General features: G+C 66.6%; 17 protein-coding genes. 5 read left to right on the forward strand and 12 right to left on the reverse strand.

Going from position 1 to position 22,735, the window contains the following annotated elements; translation table 11 throughout:
- Positions 1-104: 104 nt before the first annotated feature.
- Both CE453_RS20550 and uxuA read left to right on the forward strand, forming a co-directional pair.
- Positions 105-857, forward strand: coding sequence for a GntR family transcriptional regulator (locus tag CE453_RS20550; RefSeq protein ID WP_198302168.1), 753 nt, complete (start codon positions 105-107; stop codon positions 855-857).
- A gap of 44 nt (positions 858-901) precedes the next feature.
- Positions 902-2,098, forward strand: coding sequence for a mannonate dehydratase (uxuA, locus tag CE453_RS20555; RefSeq protein WP_089176267.1), 1,197 nt, complete (start codon positions 902-904; stop codon positions 2,096-2,098).
- A 75-nt stretch (positions 2,099-2,173) separates the two neighbouring features.
- Here the strand turns inward: uxuA and CE453_RS20560 are convergent, their stop codons facing one another.
- From CE453_RS20560 to CE453_RS20580, 6 genes are all read right to left on the reverse strand, one after another.
- Entirely contained in the window at positions 2,174-2,848 is a 675-nt protein-coding gene (locus CE453_RS20560) for an urease accessory protein UreE (protein WP_089178048.1), read from the reverse strand.
- Positions 2,849-2,958: 110 nt separating this feature from the next.
- Entirely contained in the window at positions 2,959-3,999 is a 1,041-nt protein-coding gene (locus CE453_RS20565; protein WP_089176268.1) for an ABC transporter substrate-binding protein, read from the reverse strand.
- Between the two features lie 96 nt (positions 4,000-4,095).
- Positions 4,096-5,010 (reverse strand): DUF1003 domain-containing protein, encoded by a 915-nt coding sequence (locus CE453_RS20570; protein ID WP_248307814.1) that lies wholly within the window; start codon positions 5,008-5,010, stop codon positions 4,096-4,098.
- A 157-nt stretch (positions 5,011-5,167) separates the two neighbouring features.
- Positions 5,168-5,503 (reverse strand): hypothetical protein, encoded by a 336-nt coding sequence (locus CE453_RS28980; protein WP_198302169.1) that lies wholly within the window; start codon positions 5,501-5,503, stop codon positions 5,168-5,170.
- A 131-nt stretch (positions 5,504-5,634) separates the two neighbouring features.
- Positions 5,635-6,525, reverse strand: a complete 891-nt coding sequence (locus tag CE453_RS20575; protein WP_089176270.1) for a PfkB family carbohydrate kinase — start codon at positions 6,523-6,525, stop codon at positions 5,635-5,637.
- Positions 6,526-6,529: 4 nt separating this feature from the next.
- Positions 6,530-6,979, reverse strand: coding sequence for a VOC family protein (locus tag CE453_RS20580; RefSeq protein ID WP_089176271.1), 450 nt, complete (start codon positions 6,977-6,979; stop codon positions 6,530-6,532).
- A 91-nt stretch (positions 6,980-7,070) separates the two neighbouring features.
- Here CE453_RS20580 and CE453_RS20585 point away from each other — a divergent pair, with 91 nt between their 5' ends.
- The 3 genes from CE453_RS20585 (at position 7,071) to CE453_RS20595 (ending at position 13,722) form a co-directional block, all read left to right on the forward strand.
- Complete coding sequence (locus CE453_RS20585; RefSeq protein ID WP_089176272.1) at positions 7,071-8,510, forward strand: cation diffusion facilitator family transporter; 1,440 nt, start codon at positions 7,071-7,073, stop codon at positions 8,508-8,510.
- 64 nt (positions 8,511-8,574) lie between these two features.
- Entirely contained in the window at positions 8,575-11,220 is a 2,646-nt protein-coding gene (pepN, locus tag CE453_RS20590; protein ID WP_089176273.1) for an aminopeptidase N, read from the forward strand.
- Between the two features lie 213 nt (positions 11,221-11,433).
- Positions 11,434-13,722: a PAS domain-containing sensor histidine kinase gene (locus CE453_RS20595; protein WP_089176274.1), complete on the forward strand. Its 2,289-nt coding sequence runs from the start codon at positions 11,434-11,436 to the stop codon at positions 13,720-13,722.
- Between the two features lie 3 nt (positions 13,723-13,725).
- On the opposite strand, the gene CE453_RS20600 is transcribed toward CE453_RS20595, so the two are convergent.
- The 6 genes from CE453_RS20600 to CE453_RS20625 form a co-directional block, all read right to left on the reverse strand.
- The gene (locus CE453_RS20600; protein ID WP_089176275.1) at positions 13,726-16,680 is read right to left on the reverse strand and encodes a bifunctional [glutamine synthetase] adenylyltransferase/[glutamine synthetase]-adenylyl-L-tyrosine phosphorylase; all 2,955 of its coding nucleotides are present in this window, start codon (positions 16,678-16,680) and stop codon (positions 13,726-13,728) included.
- 14 nt (positions 16,681-16,694) lie between these two features.
- Positions 16,695-18,197, reverse strand: a complete 1,503-nt coding sequence (locus CE453_RS20605; RefSeq protein ID WP_198302170.1) for a sensor histidine kinase — start codon at positions 18,195-18,197, stop codon at positions 16,695-16,697.
- A complete protein-coding gene (locus CE453_RS20610) occupies positions 18,181-18,864 on the reverse strand; it encodes a response regulator transcription factor (RefSeq protein ID WP_089176276.1) in 684 nt (227 codons plus the stop codon). Before CE453_RS20610 ends, CE453_RS20605 begins: the two co-directional genes overlap by 17 nt.
- 121 nt (positions 18,865-18,985) lie before the next feature.
- Positions 18,986-20,164 (reverse strand): trypsin-like peptidase domain-containing protein, encoded by a 1,179-nt coding sequence (locus CE453_RS20615; protein ID WP_089176277.1) that lies wholly within the window; start codon positions 20,162-20,164, stop codon positions 18,986-18,988.
- A gap of 124 nt (positions 20,165-20,288) precedes the next feature.
- The gene (locus CE453_RS20620) at positions 20,289-20,753 is read right to left on the reverse strand and encodes a cytochrome c-type biogenesis protein (RefSeq protein ID WP_089176278.1); all 465 of its coding nucleotides are present in this window, start codon (positions 20,751-20,753) and stop codon (positions 20,289-20,291) included.
- A 5-nt stretch (positions 20,754-20,758) separates the two neighbouring features.
- Entirely contained in the window at positions 20,759-22,735 is a 1,977-nt protein-coding gene (locus tag CE453_RS20625) for a heme lyase CcmF/NrfE family subunit (protein ID WP_089176279.1), read from the reverse strand.

The raw sequence follows: 22,735 nt of genomic DNA on the forward strand, positions 1-22,735 counted from the left end.
TTTCTCCTCCAGATGCGGATGCCCGCTTCTTAGCGTTTTTTGTCTTGTGCCGGTCCGGCCGCCGCCATCCGACCCCTGCCCCTCGATCCACGAAAGCTGCCAAGTTGACGCAGCCCCCGGTTGATCGGTATCCTAGTATACTAGTCGTCGAGAGCTTGGCAATGGCCCACCCTGCAGCCCGTCATAGCACGGATCAGATCTACAGCGTGCTCCGCACCGACGTTATCAGCGGCGTGCTGAAGCCGCGCGAATCGATGTCAGAGGCACGGATGGCGCTGCGCTTCGGCGTCAGCCGCACGCCGGTCAGGGAGGCGTTCAAGCGGCTGGTCGACGAAGGCTTTCTGGTCGCGGTGCCGCAGGTCGGCACTTTCGTCGCGCCGATCGACCTCGCCGCCGTCCATGACAGCCAATTCGTCCGCGAGACGCTGGAATGCCGGACCGTGGTCCTCGCCGCCCAGCGCATCGGCGAGGCCGATTGCCGCCGGCTCACAGAGCAGGTCGAGGAACAGGCGGAAGCCGTGCGGCGCCAGGACCGGCCCGAAATCTTCCGTCTGGACGAGGTGTTTCACGCAGAAATCTCGCGCATCGCGGGCCACCGAGCCGTCTGGAGCATGATCGAGGGCGTGAAGGCCCAGATGGACCGGGTGCGTTGCCTTTCGCTCGAAACACCGTCCTGGTCCGAGGTGATCCTGAACGAGCACAGGGTCATCGCAGCCTGCGTCATCAAGCATGACGCGAAAGGCGCGGAGGCGGCGATGCGCGCGCATCTGCGCACGGTCTTCGCGACCATCGACACGATCGCGAAGGACCATGCGGACGCCTTCGACGATTCCAGGCTCGCCCACGACGCCTCCTGACACCCCTTCCCCAAGCAGCGGCTCTTCTCGAAGGACATTAGACAATGGAACAATGCTGGCGCTGGTTCGGGCCGGACGATGTCGTGACTCTGGCGCAAGCCCGACAAGCCGGCGCGACCGGCATCGTCAACTCACTGCACCAGATTCCCTATGGCGTGGTCTGGAGCGTCGAGGAGATCGAGAAGCGCCAGGCGATCATCCGCGGCGACAAGAGCCTCGGCCTCGAATGGAAGGTGGTCGAGAGCCTGCCGATCCATGAGAACGTCAAGATCGGCGAAGGCGATCTCGAGAGCATCTTCGAGAACTACCGCCAGTCGATGCGCAACCTCGCCGCCTGCGGGCTCGAGGTGATCTGCTACAATTTCATGCCGGTGCTGGACTGGACCCGTACCGAGCTCGCCCACAAGCTGCCGGGCGGGGGGACCGCGCTGCGCTTCAACCTGCACGAATATGTCGCGCTCGACCATTTCATGCTGAAGCGCAAGGGCGCCGACGAGGGCCATTCCGCCGCGGTGATGGACAAGGCCAAGGCTTGGTTCGACAAGTCGACGCAGGCCGATCGCGACCGGCTGCTGTCGAGCGTGATGGCCGGCCTGCCCGGCGCCTTCGACCGCTACGACCTCCCCGGCCTCGCCCGCATCCTCGATCGCTATGCCGGCATGACGCACGACAAGCTGCGCGAGAACCTCAAGCGCTTCCTCGAAGCCATCATCCCGACGGCCGAGGAAGTCGGAATCCGGATGTGCATCCATCCGGACGACCCGCCGCGCCCGCTCTTCGGCCTGCCGCGGATCTGCTCGGACGAGGAGGACATCGCCTACATCCTCGGCTCAGTCGATTCCCCGGCGAACGGGCTGACGCTGTGCTCCGGCTCGCTCGGTGCCAACCCGAAGAACGACGTGCCGAAGATCGCGCGCCGCTTCGCCGACAAGATCTGGTTCGCGCATCTGCGCAACGTCGCCAAGGACCCGGACGGCTCCTTCATGGAAGCCGAGCATCTCGGTGGCGACACCGACATGGTCGCCCTGGTCGACGCCCTGCTGGCGGAGGAAAAGCGCCGCAAGGCCGCAGGCCTTACCGCTTGGCGGATTCCGATGCGGCCCGATCACGGCCACGAGCTGCTCGACGATATCGGCAAAGGCAGCTTCCCCGGCTATCCGGCGGTCGGGCGCCTGCGCGGTCTGGCGGAGCTGCGCGGCGTCATGACGGCGCTGGCGCAGGTCAAGGGCTACGATGCCTGAAACGGCAAAGGCGGGCCGATTGGCCCGCCTTTCTCATCATGTCCGGCGTTACGGAACGAGGATCGAAACGATCCCTCAATGATCGTGCGAGTGGCCCTTGTGGCCATGCACAGCGCCATGACCGTGTCCATGATCGTGGTGGCCGTGGCCGTGATGGTCGTGATCATGCCCGCAGCCGCAGCTCTCGCCATGGGCATGATGGTGCTCGTGCGCATGATCGTGATGGCCGTGATGGTGTTCATGACCGTGATCGTGGTGATCATGATCATGGTGGTGGTGGTGGTGGTCATGGCCACAGCCGCAATCATCGCCATGGGCGTGGTGATGCACCTCCGGCTCCGGCTGGAACGGGCGCTCGACCGGCGCCATCGCGCAGCCCTGCCCGCGCACCAGCTCGGCCAGCGCCGGATCGTTCGGAACATAGAGCGCCTCGGCCGTCATTTCGGCCGGGACGTGATGGCCGCCGAGATGCCAGGCGAGGCGCGTCAGCCGCAGCGGATTCTCGGCGCGAACCTCCAGCAGGCTTTCCGGCACGGCCTTGACCTGCACGAGACGGCCGTCCTCCAGCTTGAGAGCATCGCCGTCGTTCAGCACCGCCGGCTTGTCGAGCGCGATCTCGATCTCGAGCCCGCCCGCGGTCGTTGCGGTCACGCCACCACGATTGCGGTCGCGATGGGCGAGACCGAGCGTGTCGGCAACGCGCTCGGGGCGAACGGCGGCCTTGCGAAGGACGGAAGTGGCGCGAAGCATCTGCGGCGATCCCATGGCTGGGGCTCGGGGCAAAGGCTCCGAGCCCGGATCGCAGCTTAGTAGCACAAAGCCGCGGCCGTGCTACCGGGCTCTCGGGATCGTGGTTCGTGTCAGCGCGGCAGCGCCTTGACCTCCGCGTCGAACTTCTTGAGGAGGCGCGAGCGCTCCTCCGGCGCACCCCAGCGCGGCGTGTCGTAGTCGATCAGCTTGATCTCAGAGAATTTCGGCGCATCCGGCGAGAGCAGCGAATTCTTGTTGGACGGGATCGAGTTGATCTTCAGTTTCGCATTGATGTTCTGCGCATCGGGCGAGAGCGTGAAATCGACGAATCTGCGCGCCGTTTCCGGGTTCTTGCCACCCTTGATCACCGAGACCGAGCCGGTCTCGTAACCCGTGCCCTCGCAGGGTGCCACGGTCTCGATCGGTGCGCCCTGCAGCTTCTGCGTCAACATGTCGTGGATGAAGGCGATGCCGACGGCCGTCTCGCCGAGCGCCGTCGCCTTGACCGGTGCGATGCCCGACTTGGTGTACTGGCTGATGTTCTTGTGCAGGCTCTTGAGGAAGTCGAAGCCCTTATCCTCGCCGAGGCGCTGGACCGTCGTCGCCAGGAAGACATAGGCCGTGCCCGACGAGCTCGGATCGGCGATCTGGACTTCGTCGCGGAACTTGGCGTCGAGCAGATCGGCCCAGCATTTCGGCGCCGCGATGCCACGCTTCTTCAGTACCTCGCTGTTGTAGCCGATGCCGAGCGCGCCGAGATAGATCGCGTTGGTGCGGAACTTCGCCTGCTCGGCATGGCGCTGCGCCCAGTCATGCAACTCCGGCAGCTTCGGCGACTTGTATTCGTCGAGCAGGCCTTCCGCCGCAGCCTGCAGGTGCGGCTCGCCCGGGCCGCCCCACCACACGTCGCCACGCGGATTGTTCGCTTCCGCCTTGACCTGCGCATAGACCTCGCCAGTGCTCTTGCGCACCATCGCGACCTTGATGCCCGTCATCTTCTCGAACATCGCCGCGCCTTCGCGGCATTGCTCCTCGAGGATCGAGCAGTAGACGGTGACCTGTCCCTGGGCGAAGGCAGGAGCAGCCGCTCCAGCCAGAATCGAAGCGAAGGCTGCTCCCGCGAGCAGGCGGGGCAGTCGGTGGCGGATCATGGCGTTCTCCCAAGTCAGATCTTTTGCCGACTAGAGAGCTGCTACGTCCCGGGAAGTCAATGGCGGCTGAAGAGCCGCCCCGCTGCGGAGACGCCATCAATCCTTCCGCGTGTCGGACGGAGCGGCCCCGGCGATCGGCCCGTCATCACTCGCAGCGGGTTCGGCCAGCTTCGGCTTGGCCTTCGGCTTCTTCTTCACTTTCTTGACCACGACCTTGGGCCGTGCCGGGCGAGCCTGCTGGTCCTGAAGCATTTCGAGCTGGACCTGCTGGATCTCGGCGAGGCGCTGCCATTGGCGGGTGATCAGATGGTCCATCTTCTCGTGCAGATGCCGGATTTCGAGCTCGGCTTTGAGGTTGACCTGGTAGTCGTTGGCCGACCGCAAGCGGTCCTTCGCCTCCTGACGCTTCTGGCTCATCATGATGATCGGGGCCTGGATCGCGGCGATGCAGGAGAGCACCAGATTGAGCAGGATGAAGGGATAGGGATCGAAGGCATTGACCGCCCCCATCGCCACATTCGCCGCCATCCAGACGAAGAGCACGACCGCGAAACTGATCAGGAAGGCCCAGGAACCGCCGAAGCTCGCGAGATTGTCGGAGAGGCGCTCGCCCAGCGTGCGATGCTCCTCGAAATCGTCCTCGACGTTCTCGGCGATGGTCTCCTGCCGGGCGATGCTTTCGGCGACCTCGCGGTCGAGGTCGGAATATTCGCCGTGCTCCTCGCGCAGGATCTCCTCGACATAACGGGTGCGGTAGCGCGCCAGCTCCTTCAGGCTGATCAGCGCATCGTCGGGCATGTCGGGAAAATCGTTGCGGATGTGCTCGACGAGCGCCGGGCGCAACGTCCCGATTTCGACGAGATTCTTGCGCGCCATCTCCTGCCCGCTGATCGCGCAGACACCGCGCTTGCGGCTGGCGCTGCCCGCGGCGGGCGGCACTTCGAAGGGTTGCGGCACCGGCGGGACGTCGAGCGCCGACATCTCGTGCTTTTCGTCGGACCTATCGCTCACACATGACCTATCGTGTTCTGGCTGACATCGCCGTTCCTGCCGCCATCGGCGCCTGATCCGCCAGAGAGGCGGACGAGGTGCCGACGGCGACCGCGCATTTCGCTATGACACCGGATTTTTGCCGAAAAGTGATCCTCGCTTTTCGGCTATGCCGATCTCAGGACTTGGTCTTTCCGGATTCCTCGGCGTCGTCCTCATCCGATTCGTCCTCGGAATCGTCGTCCTCCGCATCCTCGTCATCGGTCTCCGCCAGCTCGTCCTCATCGTCGTCGAGGTCGAGATATTCATAGCCGAAGACGATCTCGCCGGTTTCCGGATCGAACACGCTGACCGAAGAATCCTCGAAGGCCTCGATCAGCATTTCGGCATCGTCCGGCCCATCGACATCGAAGCGGCGCAGCGCAGCCTCACCTTCGGCCTTGAGCACGAGCTCGATCGACCAACCCCGGCCGGTGGTGTCGTAGATGCACTTCAAACCCTGGATCGGCAGCATGCGTCTCTCCTTAGGTTGACCAGATGCGCGACGGCGCACGTCCGGTCAGATGCCCGAGGAGCGTGACGACCACGCGACGCCCAATTCAGCCTCCCGGTAGGCCGCGCGAGTGGAATCGCGCGGCTCCAGGATCAACGCTGCTCCGAGAGGAAGCGTTCCACCTCCTCCCGTGCCGGCGCACCATCGCGGCCGCCGAACCGGGTACATTTGAGCGCTGCCGCCGCCGAAGCGAACCGGATCGCCCCAACCTCGTCGCGCCCCTCCGCCAGAGCGAGGGCGAAGGCGCCATGCCATACGTCCCCCGCCCCGAGCGTATCGACCGTTTCGATTACGAACGCCGGACTGTGGCGAACCTGGCCATCCCAGTGCAGCACCCCCTCCTTGCCGAGGGTCACCGCGAGCCAGGTCGAGGCGTCGCGAGCGATCTTGGCGAGGCCCCGGCGCGGATCCTCCTCGCCCGAGACCTCGCGCAGAGCCTGCTGGCTAAAGGCGACATGGCTCGCCGTCGCGACGAGATCGGGATGAGGCGGCTTGCGATCGCCGTCCAGCACGCCCGGCACGCCGGCCGCGCGCGCAAGCCGGAGCGCCGCCAGGGCCCCCTCGCCCCAGCGCGTATCGGCAAGAACGGCACCTGCCTCCCCCGGCAGCTCGTGCGGCAGCCAGTCGACATCCTCCGGCATGGCCGGGTCGGAATGCGAGATCACCATGCGCTCGCCCTGCGCGTCGACCAGGATGGCCGAGACCGGCGAGGTCAGGCCCGCGACCCGGCGGGCGAAGCGCGTGTCGACGTCCTCCGCATTCAGGTCCGCGACGATCCGGTCGCCGGTGAAGTCGTCGGCGAGGCGCGTCGCGAGCCAGCAATCGCCGCCCAGCCGGGCGATGGCGACCGATGCATTGCCGGCGCAGCCGCCGCCGACGACGGCGAGGCCGCGCGAGCGGTATTTCTCGCCGCGTGTCGGCATGGTCTCGACGCTGTAGACATAGTCGAGCGTCGCGATGCCGAGGCAGAAGACGCCGGCCAAGTCGTTACCAGCTCCCGGTGTTCTGCATGCTCGCCCACGGCTCCGCCGGCGGCTTCGGGTCGCCCTTCTGCAGGAGCTCGATCGAGATGTTGTCGGGCGAGCGGATGAAGGCCATGTTGCCGTCGCGCGGCGGGCGGTTGATCGTGACGCCAGCCTTCATCAGCTTGTCGCAAGTCGCGTAGATGTCGTCGACCTCATAGGCGAGATGGCCGAAATTGCGGCCACCGGTGTAGGTTTCCGGATCCCAGTTATAGGTCAGCTCCAGGGTCGGGCGGCCGCGCGAAGCGCCGGCCTTGGCTTCGGCCAGATCGTCCGACGCGGCGAGGAAGACCAGGGTGAAGCGGCCCTTCTCGTTCTCGATCCGGCGGGTCTCGACCAGCCCGAACTTGTTGACGTAGAAATCCAGCGCCTGATCCAGGTCGGTCACGCGCACCATGGTGTGGAGATAACGCATCGTCTTTCCTCGTTGAATGGCGGCAGGGTTGATCCGTTTCCTAAATCAGGCAAGAGCATCCCCGTTCCAAGCCATCTGAACAGGACGAGCCATGACGACAACGCAAGACGGGCCGGTTACGGCACCGGCCGTGCGCGCCACGCCCGCCCAGATCGCGCAGATCAAGCAGCGCGCGGCGATTCTCTCCGTAATGGCGACCATCCTGCTGACGGCCGCGAAGATCGTCGGCGCCCTGATCTCCGGTTCGCTCGCCCTGCTCACCGATGCGCTGCAGGGGCTGGTGGATGTCGGCTCGACACTGTTCACCTGGTTCGCGGTACGCGCCTCCGACAAACCTGCCGACGAGGAGCACCATTACGGCCATGGCAAGGTCGAGGCGCTGGCCGCGCTGGTCGAGACTGCGATCCTGTTCACGCTCGCCGGCGCGATCCTGTGGGAGGCCGGGAACCGGCTGTGGAACAACCTGATCGAGCACGTCGCGGTCACGCCGCTCGTCATTGGCGTGATGCTGCTGTCGATGACGGTCGACGCCATCCGCTGGCGCTCGCTGACCAAGGTCGCGAAGGAGACCGGCAGCGAGGCACTGGCCGGCGAAGCCACGCATTTCTCGGCCGACTTCATCGGCTCGGCCCTGGTTCTGATCGGTCTCATCGGCGTCTGGTATGGCGTCGAGCGGGCCGATACGGTCGCCGCCTTCGCCATTGCCGCATACACGGCCTATTCGGCCTACAGGCTGGCCCGGAGGACACTCGACACGCTGATGGATGCGGCGCCGGAAGGTGTCAGCGAGAAGCTGCGCGAAATCGCCCGCAGAGTGCCGGGCGTGGTCGGCATCAACTGGCTGCGCATCAGGCCGGCGGGTGGGCGCGTCCATGGCGAGATCGGCATCAGTGTCTCGCGCACCCTCCCGCTCGAGCGGGTCACCGCCATCAAGGCCCAGCTTGCCGGAGCTCTCGCAGCGGCGGAACCCGGTTCCGAGATCACCATCACGGCCGATCCGGTACAGGTCGACGACGAGACGGCCCTGGAGCGGGTGCTGCTGATCGCGCTCAAGCTCAAGATTCCGGTGCATCACGTCACCGTCCACAGCATTGGCGACAAGCTTTCGGTCAGCCTCGACATGGAGGTCGACCAGAGCCTGCCGCTCGGCGAGGCCCATGAGATCGCGACCCGGCTGGAGAACGCCATTCGGGCCGAGTTCGGTGGCGAGACAGAGGTCGAGACCCATATCGAGCCGATGGAGACCGGCCAACCGGCCGGCCACAACGCCGCCTGGGAGACGGTCGAAGACATCGGCAAGGCGCTGGCGAGCGAGGCTGCCAAGCTTGGCGGGCCGATCCACGACATTCACAGCGTGCGCGTGCGCCAGACCGCCAAGGGGCTGGTGGTGAACTATCACTGCCGCGTCGACCCCGCGCTCGATGTCGCCGCCGTTCATGCCGCCGTCGATGCGATCGAGCGTGCGGTACGGATCGCACGCCCGCAGGTCTGCCGGCTGGTCAGCCATGCGGAGCCGGCGGTCACCTCCTAGCGGGGTTTCGACCGGGCTCCGCAGCCGCTACATACGAATCCTGACCTTTGCCATCAGGGTTGCCATGCGTACCGAAGATGCTCCGCTGATCCGCCTCGAGGATTACCGCCCGTCCGACTGGCTGATCGACACGGTCGATCTCGACATCAACCTGCAGCCGACGAAAACGCGCGTGCGCTCGCTGCTGAGCCTGCGTCCCAATCCGGCCGGGCAGCCCGGCGCTCCACTGGTCCTCGACGGCGACGAACTCTCCCTCAAGGCGATCAGCCTGGACGGGACGCCGCTCGACGCGTCCGCCTATGCGGCAAGCCCGCAGGCGCTGACGATTCACGCGCCGCCGCAGCGCGGCTTCAACCTGACCATCGAGACGGAGATCGACCCCTCGGCGAACACCAAGCTGATGGGGCTCTATCGCTCGTCGAAGGTCTATTGCACGCAGTGCGAGGCGGACGGCTTCCGCCGCATCACCTATTTCCTCGACCGGCCGGACGTGATGAGCGTCTACACGGTGCGCCTGGAGGCAGCGAAGGCCGAGGCACCGGTGCTGCTCTCCAACGGCAATCTTGTCGCCACCGGCGAGGTTCCCGGCAGCGACCGGCATTTCGCCATGTGGCACGACCCGCATCCCAAGCCGGCCTATCTCTTCGCGCTGGTGGGCGGGGCGCTCGACCATGTCCGTCAGGACTATGTCACCGCCGACGGCCACAAGGTCGAGCTTGCCGTCTATGTCGAGCCGGGCAAGGCGGATCGCGCCGGCTGGGCGCTGGATTCTCTGGTGCGCTGCATGCGCTGGGACGAGCAGGTCTTCGGCCGCAATTACGATCTCGACGTGTTCAACGTCGTCGCCGTGTCGGACTTCAACATGGGGGCGATGGAGAACAAGGGCCTCAACATCTTCAACGACAAATACGTCCTCGCCGACCCGCAGACGGCGACCGATGGCGACTACGCCTCGATCGAGGCGATCATCGCGCATGAGTATTTCCACAACTGGACCGGCAACCGCATCACCTGCCGCGACTGGTTCCAGCTCTGCCTGAAGGAAGGCCTGACCGTCTTCCGCGACCAGGAATTCTCCTCCGACGAGCGCTCGCGCCCGGTGAAGCGCATCGCCGATGTCCGCACCCTGCGCTCGACCCAGTTTTCGGAGGATGCCGGCCCCCTCGCCCACCCGGTCCGGCCGCGCGCCTATAAGGAAATCAATAACTTCTACACGCCGACGGTCTACGAGAAGGGTGCGGAGGTCATCCGCATGCTCAAGGTGCTGATCGGCGACGACGCCTTCAAGCGCGGCATGGACCTCTATTTCGAGCGCTGCGACGGCACCGCCGCGACGATCGAGGAATTCCTCGCCTGCTTCGCGGAAAGCTCGGGCAAGGATCTCGCCCATTTCGCACGCTGGTACGAGCAGGCCGGCACGCCGACCATCGTCGCCTCCGGTCGCTACGACGCCGCGACGCAGCGCTACACGCTCGATCTGGCGCAAAGCACGCCCCCGACGCCCGGCCAGATCGAGAAGGAGCCGATGGTTCTGCCCGTCAAGCTCGGCCTCGTCGGCGCTGCGGGCGACCTGCCGCTGAAGACGCGGTCCAATGCCTATGCGGGCGACGGGCTGGTGGTGCTCGACAGCGCCTCGCTTTCCGTCACCTTCGAGGGCGTGTCGGAGGCACCGATCCCGTCGCTGATGCGCGGCTTCTCCGCGCCGGCGCGACTGGAACTCGACCTTTCCGACGCCGATCTCGTTCGGCAGTTCTCGGCCGACAGCGATTCCTTCAACCGCTGGCAGGCCCTGCAGAGCATCGCAACGCGCGCCCTCGTCGCCGCCGGCAAGCCGGGGGCGGACCGCGGCACACTCTCCCGGACTGCAGCGGCCCTCGGCCAGGCGCTTGACGGCTTCCTGCAGGCGGATGCGCTGAACGACCCGGCCTTCGCGGCGCAGGTGCTGCGCCTGCCCGCTCCAGCCGATATCGCCCGCGAGATCGGCCGGGATGTCGATCCGGATGCGATCTTCACCGCCCACCGCACCTTGTCGACCGCGATCGGCACGGCTCTGCTGCCCCGACTGCCAGGCCTGCGGCAGGCGCTGGAGACGAAGGGACCGTACAAGGCGGATGCTGCCTCGGCCGGGCGGCGGGCGTTGCGCAACGAATTGCTCGGCCTTGCCGCACTCGCCGCGCCCGAGGATGGCGCGGCGCTGTGCGAACGGCAATTCGAGACGGGCGACAACCTGACCGACCGGCTGGCGGCGCTGGCGGCCATGACGCTGATCCCTGGCGAACGGCGCGAGCGGCTGATCACGCGCTTCGCGGAGACGTATGCCAGCGAACCCCTCGTGCTCGACAAATGGCTGATGGCGCAGGCCCTCATTGCCGAGCCGGAAACGCTGCAACGGGTCAAGCGGCTGATGCAGCACCCCGCCTTCTCGCTCGGCAACCCGAACCGGGTGCGAGCGCTGATCGGCGGGTTCGCCGCCAATCTGACCCAGTTCAACCGGGCCGACGGCGAGGGCTATGGCTTCGTCGCCGATATCGTCGTCGCGCTCGACAGGACGAACCCGCAGGTCGCCTCGCGCCTGCTCGGCTCGTTCAAGAGCTGGCGGATGCTGGAGCCCGGCCGCAGGCGGCTGGCACAGGAGGCGCTCGGCATGGTGGCGCGCACGCCGAACCTCTCTCGCGACGTCTCGGACATCGCCGAGCGGGCGCTGGCCTGAGTGGTTAACGGCAGCGCGACAAAAAAGTTAACGTTCCATTACCCGCACAGGATTCATTTGAGCGATCCCTACAACCATTAGGCGCATTCTGCATAGTTGACTCAACTCAAGGCTAGACAAACCGAGTCGCCCGGATTCAACTGACGATGATTCGCGGGGATGCGGCACGTCTCCCGATCTTACTGACGGTAAAGTTCCGAAGGGGGACCGGGCATGTCGCGTGCCAACGCGGATTGCGCATCCGTGCGCGCCGATACGATTCTGGGTGTAGCGCGCTCGCTCACCCACCCGTTGTATCAGCGTTTCGAGAGCTTCGAGCCGGCCTTTCGCACAGCGATCCCGGTGCTCGTCGGGCTTTTCATCGTCATCCTGAGCGCCGGCGCGGCGATCCAGACCTCGGCGCTGCGTGACGATGCGCTCCTCGACGCCACTGGCGACATGGAGGTCATCTCCGCTCTGATCGCCCGCGAGCTCGACAGCGGCATCCAGGCCGGCAAGGAGCCGGGCGCCGTTCTCGCGACCGTCGCCTCCAAGCACATCGCCTCCCGCGGCCGCATCGTCCATGTCAGCGGCGCCGACGGCCGTGTCATCGCCAGCGAACCCGCCATCGGCCAGACGCCGCGCACGCTGGTCGACTTCCTCGGCCAGACCCAGCCTCTCACCGTCTTCGGCGACCGTGCCGGCGTGATGCGCATCACCCTGCCCGGAGGCCCGGAAGTCCTCGCCATCGTCCGCAACCTCGCCGGCCCGCTCGGGCAGGTCGCGGTGCTCCAGCCGGTCTCCCGCGCCCTCTCGATCTGGCAGGACCGGCGCACGAGCCTCGGCATCCTGTTCGGCACCGCCGGAGCCGTGCTCGCGATCACGACACTCGCCTTCATGCTGCAATCGAAGCGCGCCAGCGCCGCCGACCAGGATTGCGACTGCGTGCGCGAGCGCATCGACACCGCGCTCAACCGCGGCCATTGCGGGCTGTGGGACTGGGACCTTGCCCGCGGCCGGATCTACTGGTCGGACTCGATGTATGCCCTGCTCGGCTACGACCGCCGCGGCGAATACATGTCCTTCGGCGAGGTGATGAGCTTCATCCACCACGAGGACGTCGATCTCTACGCGCTGGCCGATGCGATCAGCCGGGGCGAGACCAGCCATATCGACCAGGATTTTCGCGTCCGCAACGTCGACGGTGAATGGATCTGGCTGAAGGCCCGCGCCGAGCTCGTCATCGACCGCCGCACCCACTCGCACCATCTCGTCGGCATCGTCGTCGACATCTCCGAGCAGCGCCGCATGGCCGAGCGCACCGCCACCGCCGATGCCCGCCTGCGCGACGCGGTCGAGGCGATCTCGGAAGCCTTCGTGCTCTGGGATTCGGAGAACCGCCTGGTACTCTGCAACGCCAAGTACCAACAGCTTCACCAGATCGCGCCCGAGATGCTGCTGACTGGCACCAGCCATGACGAGATCATGGTGCTGAGCGCCCAGCCCCATATCGACCGCGAGCCCGTGCGCACGCTGCGTGGCTCGGCCTCCTATGAGGCCCGCCTGTCGGATGGGCGCTGGCTGCAGATCAATGGCCGCCGCACCAAGGATGGTGGCTCGGTCTCAGTCGGCACCGACATCACCAAGCTCAAGCAGCAGGAGGAACGGCTGACGCAGTCCGAACATCAGCTCCTGATGCACGTCACCGATCTCAAGGCCTCGCGCCAGAAGCTGGAAGCGCAAGCCCAGCAACTGGCCGACCTCGCCGAGCGCTATCTCGAGCAGAAGGCGGCGGCAGAGAGCGCCAACCGCGCCAAGTCCGAATTCCTCGCCAATATGAGCCATGAGCTGCGCACGCCGCTCAACGCCATCATCGGCTTCTCCGAGATCATGGAAGGCGGGATGTTCGGCCCGCTCGGCGATAAATACACCGACTATGTCCGCGACATCCGCTCCAGCGGCGGGTACCTGCTCGGCATCATCGACGACATCCTCGACATGTCGCGCATCGAATCCGGCAAGATGCGGCTGGAACGCAGCGAGATCGCGCTCGGTCCGGTGCTGGACGAGGCCGTCCGCAAGGTGCAGCCGGAGATGGAGCGCAAGCAGCTTGCCTTCTCCGTCGAGGGGCCGACCGACACCCATATCGAGGCCGATCCGCACGCGCTCTACCAGATCCTCGGCAACCTGCTCGACAACGCTGTCAAGTTCACGCCGGAAGGCGGGCGGATCGCGGTGCGCACGCGCCACGTCCCCGGCGCCATCAACATCTTCATCGAAGATACCGGCATCGGCATCCCGAAGGAGAAGATCGACCGGGTCGGCCGTCCGTTCGAGCAGGTCGAAGGCGACCTGGTGCGCAGCTACAAGGGCTCGGGGCTGGGTCTCGCCATCGCCCGCTCGCTGACGGAGCTGCATGGCGGCTCGCTTCGGCTGCGCTCCGCGATGGGTGCCGGAACCGTCGTCATGGTGCATCTGCCGCTCGACGGTGGCACCGGACGGGTCACCGCCGAGGCGGCGTAGACTTCAACCCGCCCGCGCCTGCCCCAGCACACGCGTGAAGATCGCGCGAACGCCGGCGCGGACTTCGTCGAGCTCCGCCTTCAGCACCTTCACATCCGGGCGGCCCACTGCCGTCGCGATCCGCTGCAGCACGCGGGGCGGCACCGCCTTGGGATCGAAAGCTTCCTCCACCGTGAAGCGCTGCCAGAGCTGAACGTCGCCGATCAGGCGATGCGCCTCCAGCAGGGCTGAGGCGTCCGCCTCCGAAAGCAGCCCGGCGGCGCGCGCCGCCACGAAGACCGAAGCCGTGTCGTTGACGATCAGCGAAGGGTGCGCGCTGGCATGAGCGAGCAGCAGGAACTGGGCAAGGAAGTCGAGATCGGTCAGGCCGCCGGCAGCGAGCTTCAGATCCCAGGGATTCTTCTCGCCCTTCTCCTTCGCAATAAGCGCGCGCATCTCCGCAACGGCCGTCGCGACCTTGGCCGGGTCGCGCTTGCGGGCAAGGATGGCGCGGATTGACGCTTCCGCGCGCTGTGCCAGCCCGGCATCGCCAGCGACGACGCGGGCGCGGGTCAGCGCCATCTCCTCCCAGATCTCGGCCTCGCCGGTGTGATAGGCCTCAAAGCCGGCGAATTGCGTCGCGGCCGGGCTTTTGTTGCCGGTCGGACGCAGGCGCATGTCGACCTGATAGAGCGTGCCGCGCCGCGTCGGCACCGTCAGCGCCGCGACGAGGCGCTGGGTAAAGCGGACATGCCAGGTGACGGGATCGAGGCTCCTGGCGCCGTCGCTGCCGCCGGCCTCCTCGGGCCGGTCGTAGAGCAGGATCAGGTCGAGGTCCGATGAGGGCGTGAGCTCGCCAGCGCCCAGACGACCGAGCCCGAGCACCACCGTTTCCGCCCCCGAAATAACGCCATGCTCTTCCGCGAAGGACCGGCGCGTATCGGCGAAGGCGACGCGCAGGCAGGCCTCAGCGACCGCGCAATAGGCCTGCCCTGCTCCTTGCGCCGGATAGACGCCGGAAAGCAGCCGCGCGCCGACCAGGAAATTCTCCTGTCGTGCCGCATCGCGCAGGCGATCGAGCCCGTCCTCGACGCTCGGCGGCGGCGCGCCGACATAGTTGCGGATGCGACGCTCCAGCGCCTCGACATCCAGCACTGCCTGCCCGAAGGCGGGGTCGATGACGCCGTCGAGCACATGCGGATGAAGCGCCGCGACCTTGGCGAGGCGCGGCGCGCTGCCGAGAATCTCGGCGAAAAGCGTCAACAGGGAATCGTGCGAGCGCAGCAGCGTCAGCAATTCGACCGCAGCCGGCATGCGGACGAAGGCATTGTCGAGATGGGCGAGCGCGCCATCGGGATCGGCCGTACGGCCGAGCGCGACCAGCAATGCCGGCGTCAGCTCGGTCAGCACCTCGCGGGCACGGGCGCTGGTGACGGCGGGCCGGCGGCCGAAATGCCAGCCGCGCACTGTCTCGGCTGCCGTTATACCATCGCGGAAGCCGAGTTTGCCGAGCGTTTCGACCGTCTCTGGATCGGGCTCCGAGCCAGTGAAGCTCAGCGTCCCGGCTTCGGAGGCGAGGCTCGGACCCTCCTCGAACAGCAGGGCATAGTGGCCTTCGATCCGCCTGGCATGGGCGGTCAACTCCTTGCCGAAGGCGGCGGCGTTGGCATAGCCGCAGAAGCGGGCAAAGGCCTCGAGATCGCCAGCGGCCTTGGGCAGGGTCTGGGTCTGCTCGTCATCGCGCATCTGCAGGCGATGCTCGACGGTCCGCAGCCAGCGATAGGATTCGGAGAGCTCGTCGCGCGCCTGCGGCGTGATCCAGCCCTCGTTCGTCAGCTCCTTCAACATGTCGAGCGTGCGCGGGCCCCGCAGGGCCGGGCGCCGACCGCCAAAGACGAGCTGCTGGGTCTGGACGAAGAACTCGATCTCGCGGATGCCGCCGCGGCCGAGCTTCACGTTGTGGCCAGCGACCGCGATCGTCTCATGGCCCTTCACCGTCTGGATCTGCCGCTTCATCGCATGAATGTCGGCGATGGTGGCGAAGTCGAAATACTTGCGCCAGATGAAGGGCGAGAGATCCTTGAGGAAGCGCTGGCCGAGCTCGGCATCGCCCGCGATCGGGCGCGCCTTGATCATGGCAGCCCGTTCCCAGTTCTGGCCGACCGTCTCGTAATAGGAATAGGCGCTGGGCAGCGCGATCGCGACATGGGTCGAGGCCGGGTCGGGCCGCAGGCGCAGATCGACGCGGAAGACATAGCCGTCGCCCGTGCGTTCCTGGATAATGCGCGCGATCTGCTGGGTGAGCTTGACGAAGAAGCTCGACGGCTCGCCGACCCCGGCCGCTTCGGCAGCCTCGGGATCGAAGAAGACGACGATGTCGATGTCGGAGGAATAGTTCAGCTCACCGGCGCCATGCTTGCCCAGTGCCAGCACGACGAGACCCGAGCCCGGGCCTGGATTTGCGGGATCGACGAGGTTGATCCGACCGAGATCGGCGGCCTGGCGCAGGACGTGGTCGGTTGCGAGGCGTACGGCCATGTCCGCGGTCGCGGTCAACGCCGCCGTCACCGTCTCGACGTCCCAGACGCCGCCGATATCGGCGAGTGCGATCAGCAACGCCATGGCACGGCGGAAGCGGCGCAGCTCCCGCATCAGGTCGGTGGTCTCGCAACCGCCCGCGCCGAAAGCGGCAATACCGGCGAGCAGCGTGTCGCGCCGCGCTTCCGGCGCCTCCGTCAGGCTCGCGAGCAGGCCTTCGGGATCGAAGCGCATCACCTGCGTCAGGAAGGGAGAATGGGCAAGCACGCCCGCCACCAGCTCTGCAGAGCGGGAATTCGCGGCGAAATGCGCCTGCAGGGCTTCGGCCGCCGCCTCGTCGTGGAGGCGCTCGATCAGCTCGCGCGTCAGCAACGCGTCGACCCTGGCTTTCGCCGGCAGGACCGGCGCCGCCTCCAGCCTGTCACAGAGCTGCCCCGTCATGTCCGCCACTCCCGTCAGAGGGACGGCACGCCAGCAGGGTTTGGCTCGGCTGTCGAGGTTGCAGGGCCGGGCGGCGGCAGCGTTTCCACAGGCTTGGACTCAACGACCGGCAGAGCGATCACGGTGCGCAGCCCCGGTGCATTGTCCTCCAGCCGAAGCTGGCCGCCATGCAGCCGCACGACGCCGGCCACCATCGACAGCCCCAGCCCGAAACCCGGCTTGCTGCGGCTGGCGTCGAGCCTGACGAAACGATCGAGCACCCGGCCGCGATCGGCCTCGGGAATGCCGGCACCATGATCGGCGACCGAAAGCTCGATTTCACCGTTGATGCGACACGCGGAGACGGTGACGGTCGCCTCTCCGCCATTCTCCGGCTGGCCATATTTCAGGGCGTTGTCGACGAGATTGGCGAGCGCCTGGCCGATCAACTCGCGATTACCGAAAATGTGCAGACCGGGCGCGACGTCGCTGACGAGGGTCAGCCCCGCCTCCTCCGCCAGCGGCTCGTAGAGTTCGGCGACGCTCGAGACGATCTCCGACAGGTCGAGCTCATCCATGTTTTCGCTGATCCGCCCGGCTTCGAGCCGCGCGATCATCAGCAGCGCATTGAAGACGCGGATGAGGTTATCCGCCTCCTCGATCGCACCATCGAGCGCGGTACGCAGCTCATCGGGCGATTTGGCCGTGCGCAATGCCTCCTCGGCCTTGTTGCGCAGGCGCGTCAGCGGGGTCTTGAGGTCGTGGGCGATGTTGTCGGTGACCTGCTGCATACCCGCCATCAGCTCGCCGATGCGGTCGAGCATGGCGTTGAGGTTGAGCGCGAGGCGATCAAGCTCGTCTCCGGTGCCAGCGATCGCGAGCCGCCCCTTGAGATCGCCTTCCATGATGCCGTGGGCGGTCTCGGACATGCCGTCGATCCGGCTGAGCACGCGGCGCGCCACGAACCAGCTCGCGAAGCAACCCAGGATGACGACGAGCGCCAACGACCAGCCGATCGCCCGGCGGATCACCGTGCCGAGCCGCTCACGCTCCTCGACATCACGCCCCACCAGCAGGCGGAATCCGGCCGGCAATACGAAGACGCGCACGATGGCACGGCTCGGGCGGTCGATCGCCTCGCTGGTGCGGGCATATTCGATCTCGCTTTCGCCGGTCTTGTCGAGCGTGCCGGGTGGGATGGCCTCGACATTGCCGGCTACGCGCTCGCCGACCGGCGTCGTCACCAGATAGAGCGAGGCGCCCGGGCCACGCGACCGGCGCTCGACGATGTTGACCAGGCGGCGGATGCCACCCTGGCGCGCCTGTTCCGCCAAACCCTGGATTTCCGCGTCGATGGTCGAGCGGATCTGATCGTTCAGCAGGCGCTGCGCGTTCCAGGCGACATAGCCGAGCACGAAGGCGGCGAAGAGCGCGAAGATGAAGAGGTAGGCCGCGGTCAGCTTGAACGCCGTCGTCCGGAACAGCGTGGGCAGGAATTTCGAGCGTTTGCGCTGCGGGATCTCAGTGCGCGTTGTCACGGACCATGTATCCCGCGCCGCGGATGGTATGGATCATCGGGTGCTCGAAGCCCTTGTCGACCTTCGAGCGCAGGCGGCTGACATGCACGTCGATGACGTTGGTCTGGGGATCGAAGTGATAATCCCAGACATTCTCCAGCAGCATGGTACGGGTCACGACCTGCCCTGCATGCTTCATGAGATATTCAAGCAGACGGAACTCGCGTGGCTGCAGCACGATCTCCTGCCCGTCCCGCGTGACACGATGGGCCAGCCGGTCGAGCAGCAGCCCACCGACGCGATAGGTCGTCGGCTCGGCGGCCGGGGCGCCGCGGCGGCGCGCCAGCACCTCGACCCGGGCAAGCAGCTCGGAGAAGGCATAGGGTTTCGGGAGATAGTCGTCGCCGCCGGCGCGCAAGCCCTTCACGCGGTCGTCGACCTGCGCCAGTGCCGACAGGATCAGAGCCGGCGTCTCGTCCTTCTGCTCGCGCAGGGAGCGGATCAGGGAGAGACCGTCGAGCCGCGGCAACATGCGGTCCACGACCAGCACGTCGTAGCCGCCGCCTTCCGCCATGGCATAACCTTCCAGCCCGTCCACGGCATGATCAGCAACGTGGCCGACCTCGCGGAAAGCCTTGGTCAGATAGGCCGCAGCCTCGGCGTCATCTTCGACGATCAGGAGTCGCATGGGGGAAGCCTAACGCAAGACATGAAAAAACGGCAGGCCGGAGGATACGCATCCGGCCTGCCGCCGCGACGGCTGGTCTCTCGACTGGGGCGACAGGAAACCGAGAGGCCTGCCTGCTACATCAGGCCGCGGGCTGGCGGCCGACCTCGAAAGTCACGTCGCGGGAATGACCTTCGCGGTAGAGGGTGACGGAAACCTTGGAGCCGGGCGCGATGTTCGCGATCTTGCGCGACAGCTCGCGGGCGTCCTTGATCTCCTCGCCGTTCACGGCGGTGATGGTGTCACCGCGCTTGATGCCGGCCTTGGCGGCCGGGCCGTTGCCCTGCGCCTCGGCGACGAGCGCGCCCTTGGCCTCCTTCAGGCCGATCGCATCAGCCATCTCGGTAGTGACCGGCTGGATCTGCACGCCGATGAAGCCGCGCGCCACCTTGCCGTCCTTCTTGAGCTGGTCGACGACCTGCTTGACGGTCGAAGCGGGAATCGCGAAGGCGATGCCGACATTGCCGCCCGACGGCGAGTAGATCGCGGTGTTGACGCCGACGACTTCGCCGTTGCCGTTGAAAGTCGGGCCGCCCGAGTTGCCGCGGTTGATCGGCGCATCGATCTGCAGGAAGTCGTCATAGGGCCCGGAGCCGATGTCGCGCCCCTGCGCCGAGACAATGCCGGCCGTGACCGTGCCGCCGAGGCCGAAGGGGTTGCCGATCGCCAGCACCCAGTCCCCGATGCGCGGCTTGGCTTCGGCGAGCTTCACATAGGGAAAGTTTCCGCCGTCCTTGACCTTGAGGAGCGCGAGATCCGAGCGCGGATCGGTGCCGATGACCTTGGCATCCAGCGTCTTGCCGGAGTCGGTGACGAGCTGGACCTCGACCGCGTGCTCGACGACGTGGTTGTTGGTCACGACGTAGCCGTCCTGGCTGACGAAGAAGCCCGAGCCCTGGGCCATGCCGATCTGCGGCTTCGGCCGACCCTGGCGACCGCCCTCTTCACCGCCGAAATCGCGGAAGAAGCGGCGCAGCTGCGGCGGCAGATCGTCGAGATTCTGCTGGTCGGAAGCGGCAGCGACCTCGGTCTTGACGCGCACCGAAACGACCGCCGGCTTCACCTTGTCGACGAGGTCGGCGAAGGAGGGAAGCTGGGTCTGGGTGCCCGAGAGCTCGATCGGCTGGGCGAAGGCCCGGTCGTTCTGCATGAAAGCGGTGTCGGCGATGCCGGCCGCGAGGCCGATGCCGAGAATGGCGGTGCCGGCGAGAAGGGTGCCGCGCCGCAGGAAGGATTTGCGATTGGTGTTCTGTGTCGTCATGGTGAGAACCTCTTGGAGCGACAGGGTTGTTGTCCCCTGCTCATGAGAAGCACCATGACGGCAGGCGCCTTACGTCGCCTTGGCCTGAAGATGACGATTTCGTAAGGTTGGGCTGGCCCGGCCCTCAGCCCGGATCATCCTGTAGAAGCCGGTCGAGACGCTGCCGCTCCTCTTCGGTCAGGCGCGTATTCCCTTGTGCGGCCGGCAGCAGCTTTCGGCGACGCCAGACGAAGGCGGCGCCCCCGAGCAGGATCAGGAACGGCGCCACCCAGAGCACCACCGTGTGGGCATTGAACGGTGGGCGCAGCAAAACGAAATCGCCATAACGGGCGACGACGAAATCGATCACCGCCTTGTCGCTGTCGCCAGCGGTGAGCCGTTCCCGCACCAGGAGCCGCAGATCGCGCGCCAGTGGCGCATTGGAATCGTCGATCGACTGATTCTGGCAGACGAGGCAGCGCAGGCCGCTGGAGATCTCTCGCGCCCGATGCTCGAGGGCCGGATCCTTGAGAACCTCGTCCGGCTGCACTGCGTGGGCCGCCGGAAGCGCCAGAGCAAGGAAGGCCAGAGCCAGAAGCGCGCGACGCATCCGTCTCACTCCGCAGGCTGCGCGGCTGCAATGGTCGCAGCGCGACGCGGGGCCGCCAGCCGGAAGCGGCGATCGGTCAGCGACAAGGCTCCGCCGAAGGCCATGACGACCGCGCCGATCCAGATCAGCAGGATCAGCGGCTTGTCGTAGAGCCTGACGGCCAGTCCGCCGTCCTGAGCTTCGCCCAGGCTGACATAGGCCTGGTTCAGCCAGTCCGTATGGATGCCGGCTTCGGTCGTCGGCATGGAACGGGCGGTATAGACCCGCTTCGAGGCCTCGACCCGGGCCAGCTCGCGATCGCCGGAGAAGAGCTGGAAGCGCGCCACATCGGCCCGGAAATTCGGGCCGGTCCGCGGCACCACCGATTCGAGGACGACGGTGTAGCGGCCTGCCGTCAGGCGCTCGCCGGGTTTCAGCACCCCGATCGCCTCGCTGCTCCAGGCCGCGGCGGCGATACCGATGATGCTGAGCCCGATGCCGGCATGCGCCAGTGCCGTACCCCAGGCCGAGCGCGGCAGCCCCTTGGCTCGTGACAGCATCGCCGGCCAGCCACTGGCGCGGGCGACGATGCGCTCGCCGAGATCGAAGCCCGCGCCGAGGACCAGGAAAAGTCCAAGACCGACGCCGAGCGGCGCGAGCACCGGGCCGCCGCGCGTGAAGGCGATCAGCGCGAGCGCCGCCACGACGGCGATGCCGAAGGCGGCGGCGTTACGCTGAGCGGCACCGAGGAGGTCGCCCCGCTTCCAGGCGAGCGTCTGTCCGATCGGCAGGAAGAGCAGCAACGGCACCATGACGGGCACGAAGGTGGCGTTGAAGAAGGGAGCACCGACCGAAATCTTGTCGCCGGTCAGCATCTCGAGCGCGAGCGGATAGAGCGTGCCGACGAAGACGGTGGCGCAGGCGGTGGCGAGGAAGATGTTGTTGATGACCAGCGCGCTCTCGCGCGACACCGGCGCGAAGAGGCCGCCCTGGCGCAGGAGCGGCGCACGCCAGGCGAACAGTGCCAGCGAGCCGCCGACGAAGAAGACCAGGATCAGCAGAATGAACAGGCCACGCGATGGATCGCTGGCGAAGGAATGAACCGAGGTCAGCACGCCGGAGCGAACGACGAAGGTGCCGAGCAGGGAGAGGGAGAACGTCAGGATCGCGAGCAGGATCGTCCAGACCTTGAGCGCGTCGCGCTTCTCCATCACCACGGTCGAGTGGATCAGGGCCGTGCCGGCGAGCCAGGGCATGAAGGAAGCGTTCTCGACGGGATCCCAGAACCACCAGCCGCCCCAGCCGAGCTCGTAATAGGCCCAGTAGGAGCCCATCGCGATGCCGAGCGTCAGGAAGGTCCAGGCCAGCAACGTCCAGGGGCGGACGGCGCGCGCCCACATCGCGTCGATCCGTCCGTGGATCAGGGCGGCGACAGCGAAGGCATAGGTCATCGAGAAGCCGACATAGCCGATGTAGAGCAGAGGCGGATGGATCGCGAGGCCAAGATCCTGCAGAATCGGGTTGAGGTCCTGCCCTTCCGCCGGGGCTGGCACGAGCCGCCGGAACGGATTCGACGTGAACAGCGTGAAGGCCAGGAAGGCCGCCGCGATCAACCCCTGCGCCGCCAGCGCCCCTGCCCGCAAGCGCGGCGGCAGCGACCGGTGCGACAGCGCCACCAGCGCGCCGAACAGGGTCAGGATCAGGACCCAGAGAAGCAGCGAGCCCTCGTGGTTGCCCCAGACGGAGGTGAATTTGTAGATCAACGGTTGGGTCGAGTGGGAATTCTCGAAGACGTTGCCGACCGAGAAATCCGAACGGACGTAAGACGCAACCAGCGCCGCGAAAGACAACGCCACCAGCCCAAAGCTGATGAGAGCCGCGCTCGTGCCGACGGCGGCGAGCCCGCGATCCTGCCGCGACAACCCCCAAAGCGGCACCAGCGCCTGGATGACCGAGACGCCCAGTGCCAGGGCCAGCGCGTAATGTCCGATTTCGACGATCAT

This window comes from Bosea sp. AS-1, assembly GCF_002220095.1.
In the GTDB taxonomy this organism is placed as follows: domain Bacteria; phylum Pseudomonadota; class Alphaproteobacteria; order Rhizobiales; family Beijerinckiaceae; genus Allobosea.

Coding starts and splice junctions, on each gene's coding strand:
- uxuA (WP_089176267.1), top strand. CDS start 902: ATGGAACAATGCTGGCGCTGGTTCGGGCCGGACGATGTCGTGACTCTG.
- CE453_RS20625 (WP_089176279.1), bottom strand. CDS start 22,735: ATGATCGTCGAAATCGGACATTACGCGCTGGCCCTGGCACTGGGCGTC.
- CE453_RS20620 (WP_089176278.1), bottom strand. CDS start 20,753: ATGCGTCGCGCGCTTCTGGCTCTGGCCTTCCTTGCTCTGGCGCTTCCG.
- CE453_RS20585 (WP_089176272.1), top strand. CDS start 7,071: ATGACGACAACGCAAGACGGGCCGGTTACGGCACCGGCCGTGCGCGCC.
- CE453_RS20580 (WP_089176271.1), bottom strand. CDS start 6,979: ATGCGTTATCTCCACACCATGGTGCGCGTGACCGACCTGGATCAGGCG.
- CE453_RS20595 (WP_089176274.1), top strand. CDS start 11,434: ATGTCGCGTGCCAACGCGGATTGCGCATCCGTGCGCGCCGATACGATT.
- CE453_RS20610 (WP_089176276.1), bottom strand. CDS start 18,864: ATGCGACTCCTGATCGTCGAAGATGACGCCGAGGCTGCGGCCTATCTG.
- CE453_RS20560 (WP_089178048.1), bottom strand. CDS start 2,848: ATGCTTCGCGCCACTTCCGTCCTTCGCAAGGCCGCCGTTCGCCCCGAG.
- CE453_RS20615 (WP_089176277.1), bottom strand. CDS start 20,164: ATGACGACACAGAACACCAATCGCAAATCCTTCCTGCGGCGCGGCACC.
- CE453_RS20600 (WP_089176275.1), bottom strand. CDS start 16,680: ATGACGGGGCAGCTCTGTGACAGGCTGGAGGCGGCGCCGGTCCTGCCG.
- pepN (WP_089176273.1), top strand. CDS start 8,575: ATGCGTACCGAAGATGCTCCGCTGATCCGCCTCGAGGATTACCGCCCG.
- CE453_RS20565 (WP_089176268.1), bottom strand. CDS start 3,999: ATGATCCGCCACCGACTGCCCCGCCTGCTCGCGGGAGCAGCCTTCGCT.
- CE453_RS28980 (WP_198302169.1), bottom strand. CDS start 5,503: ATGCTGCCGATCCAGGGTTTGAAGTGCATCTACGACACCACCGGCCGG.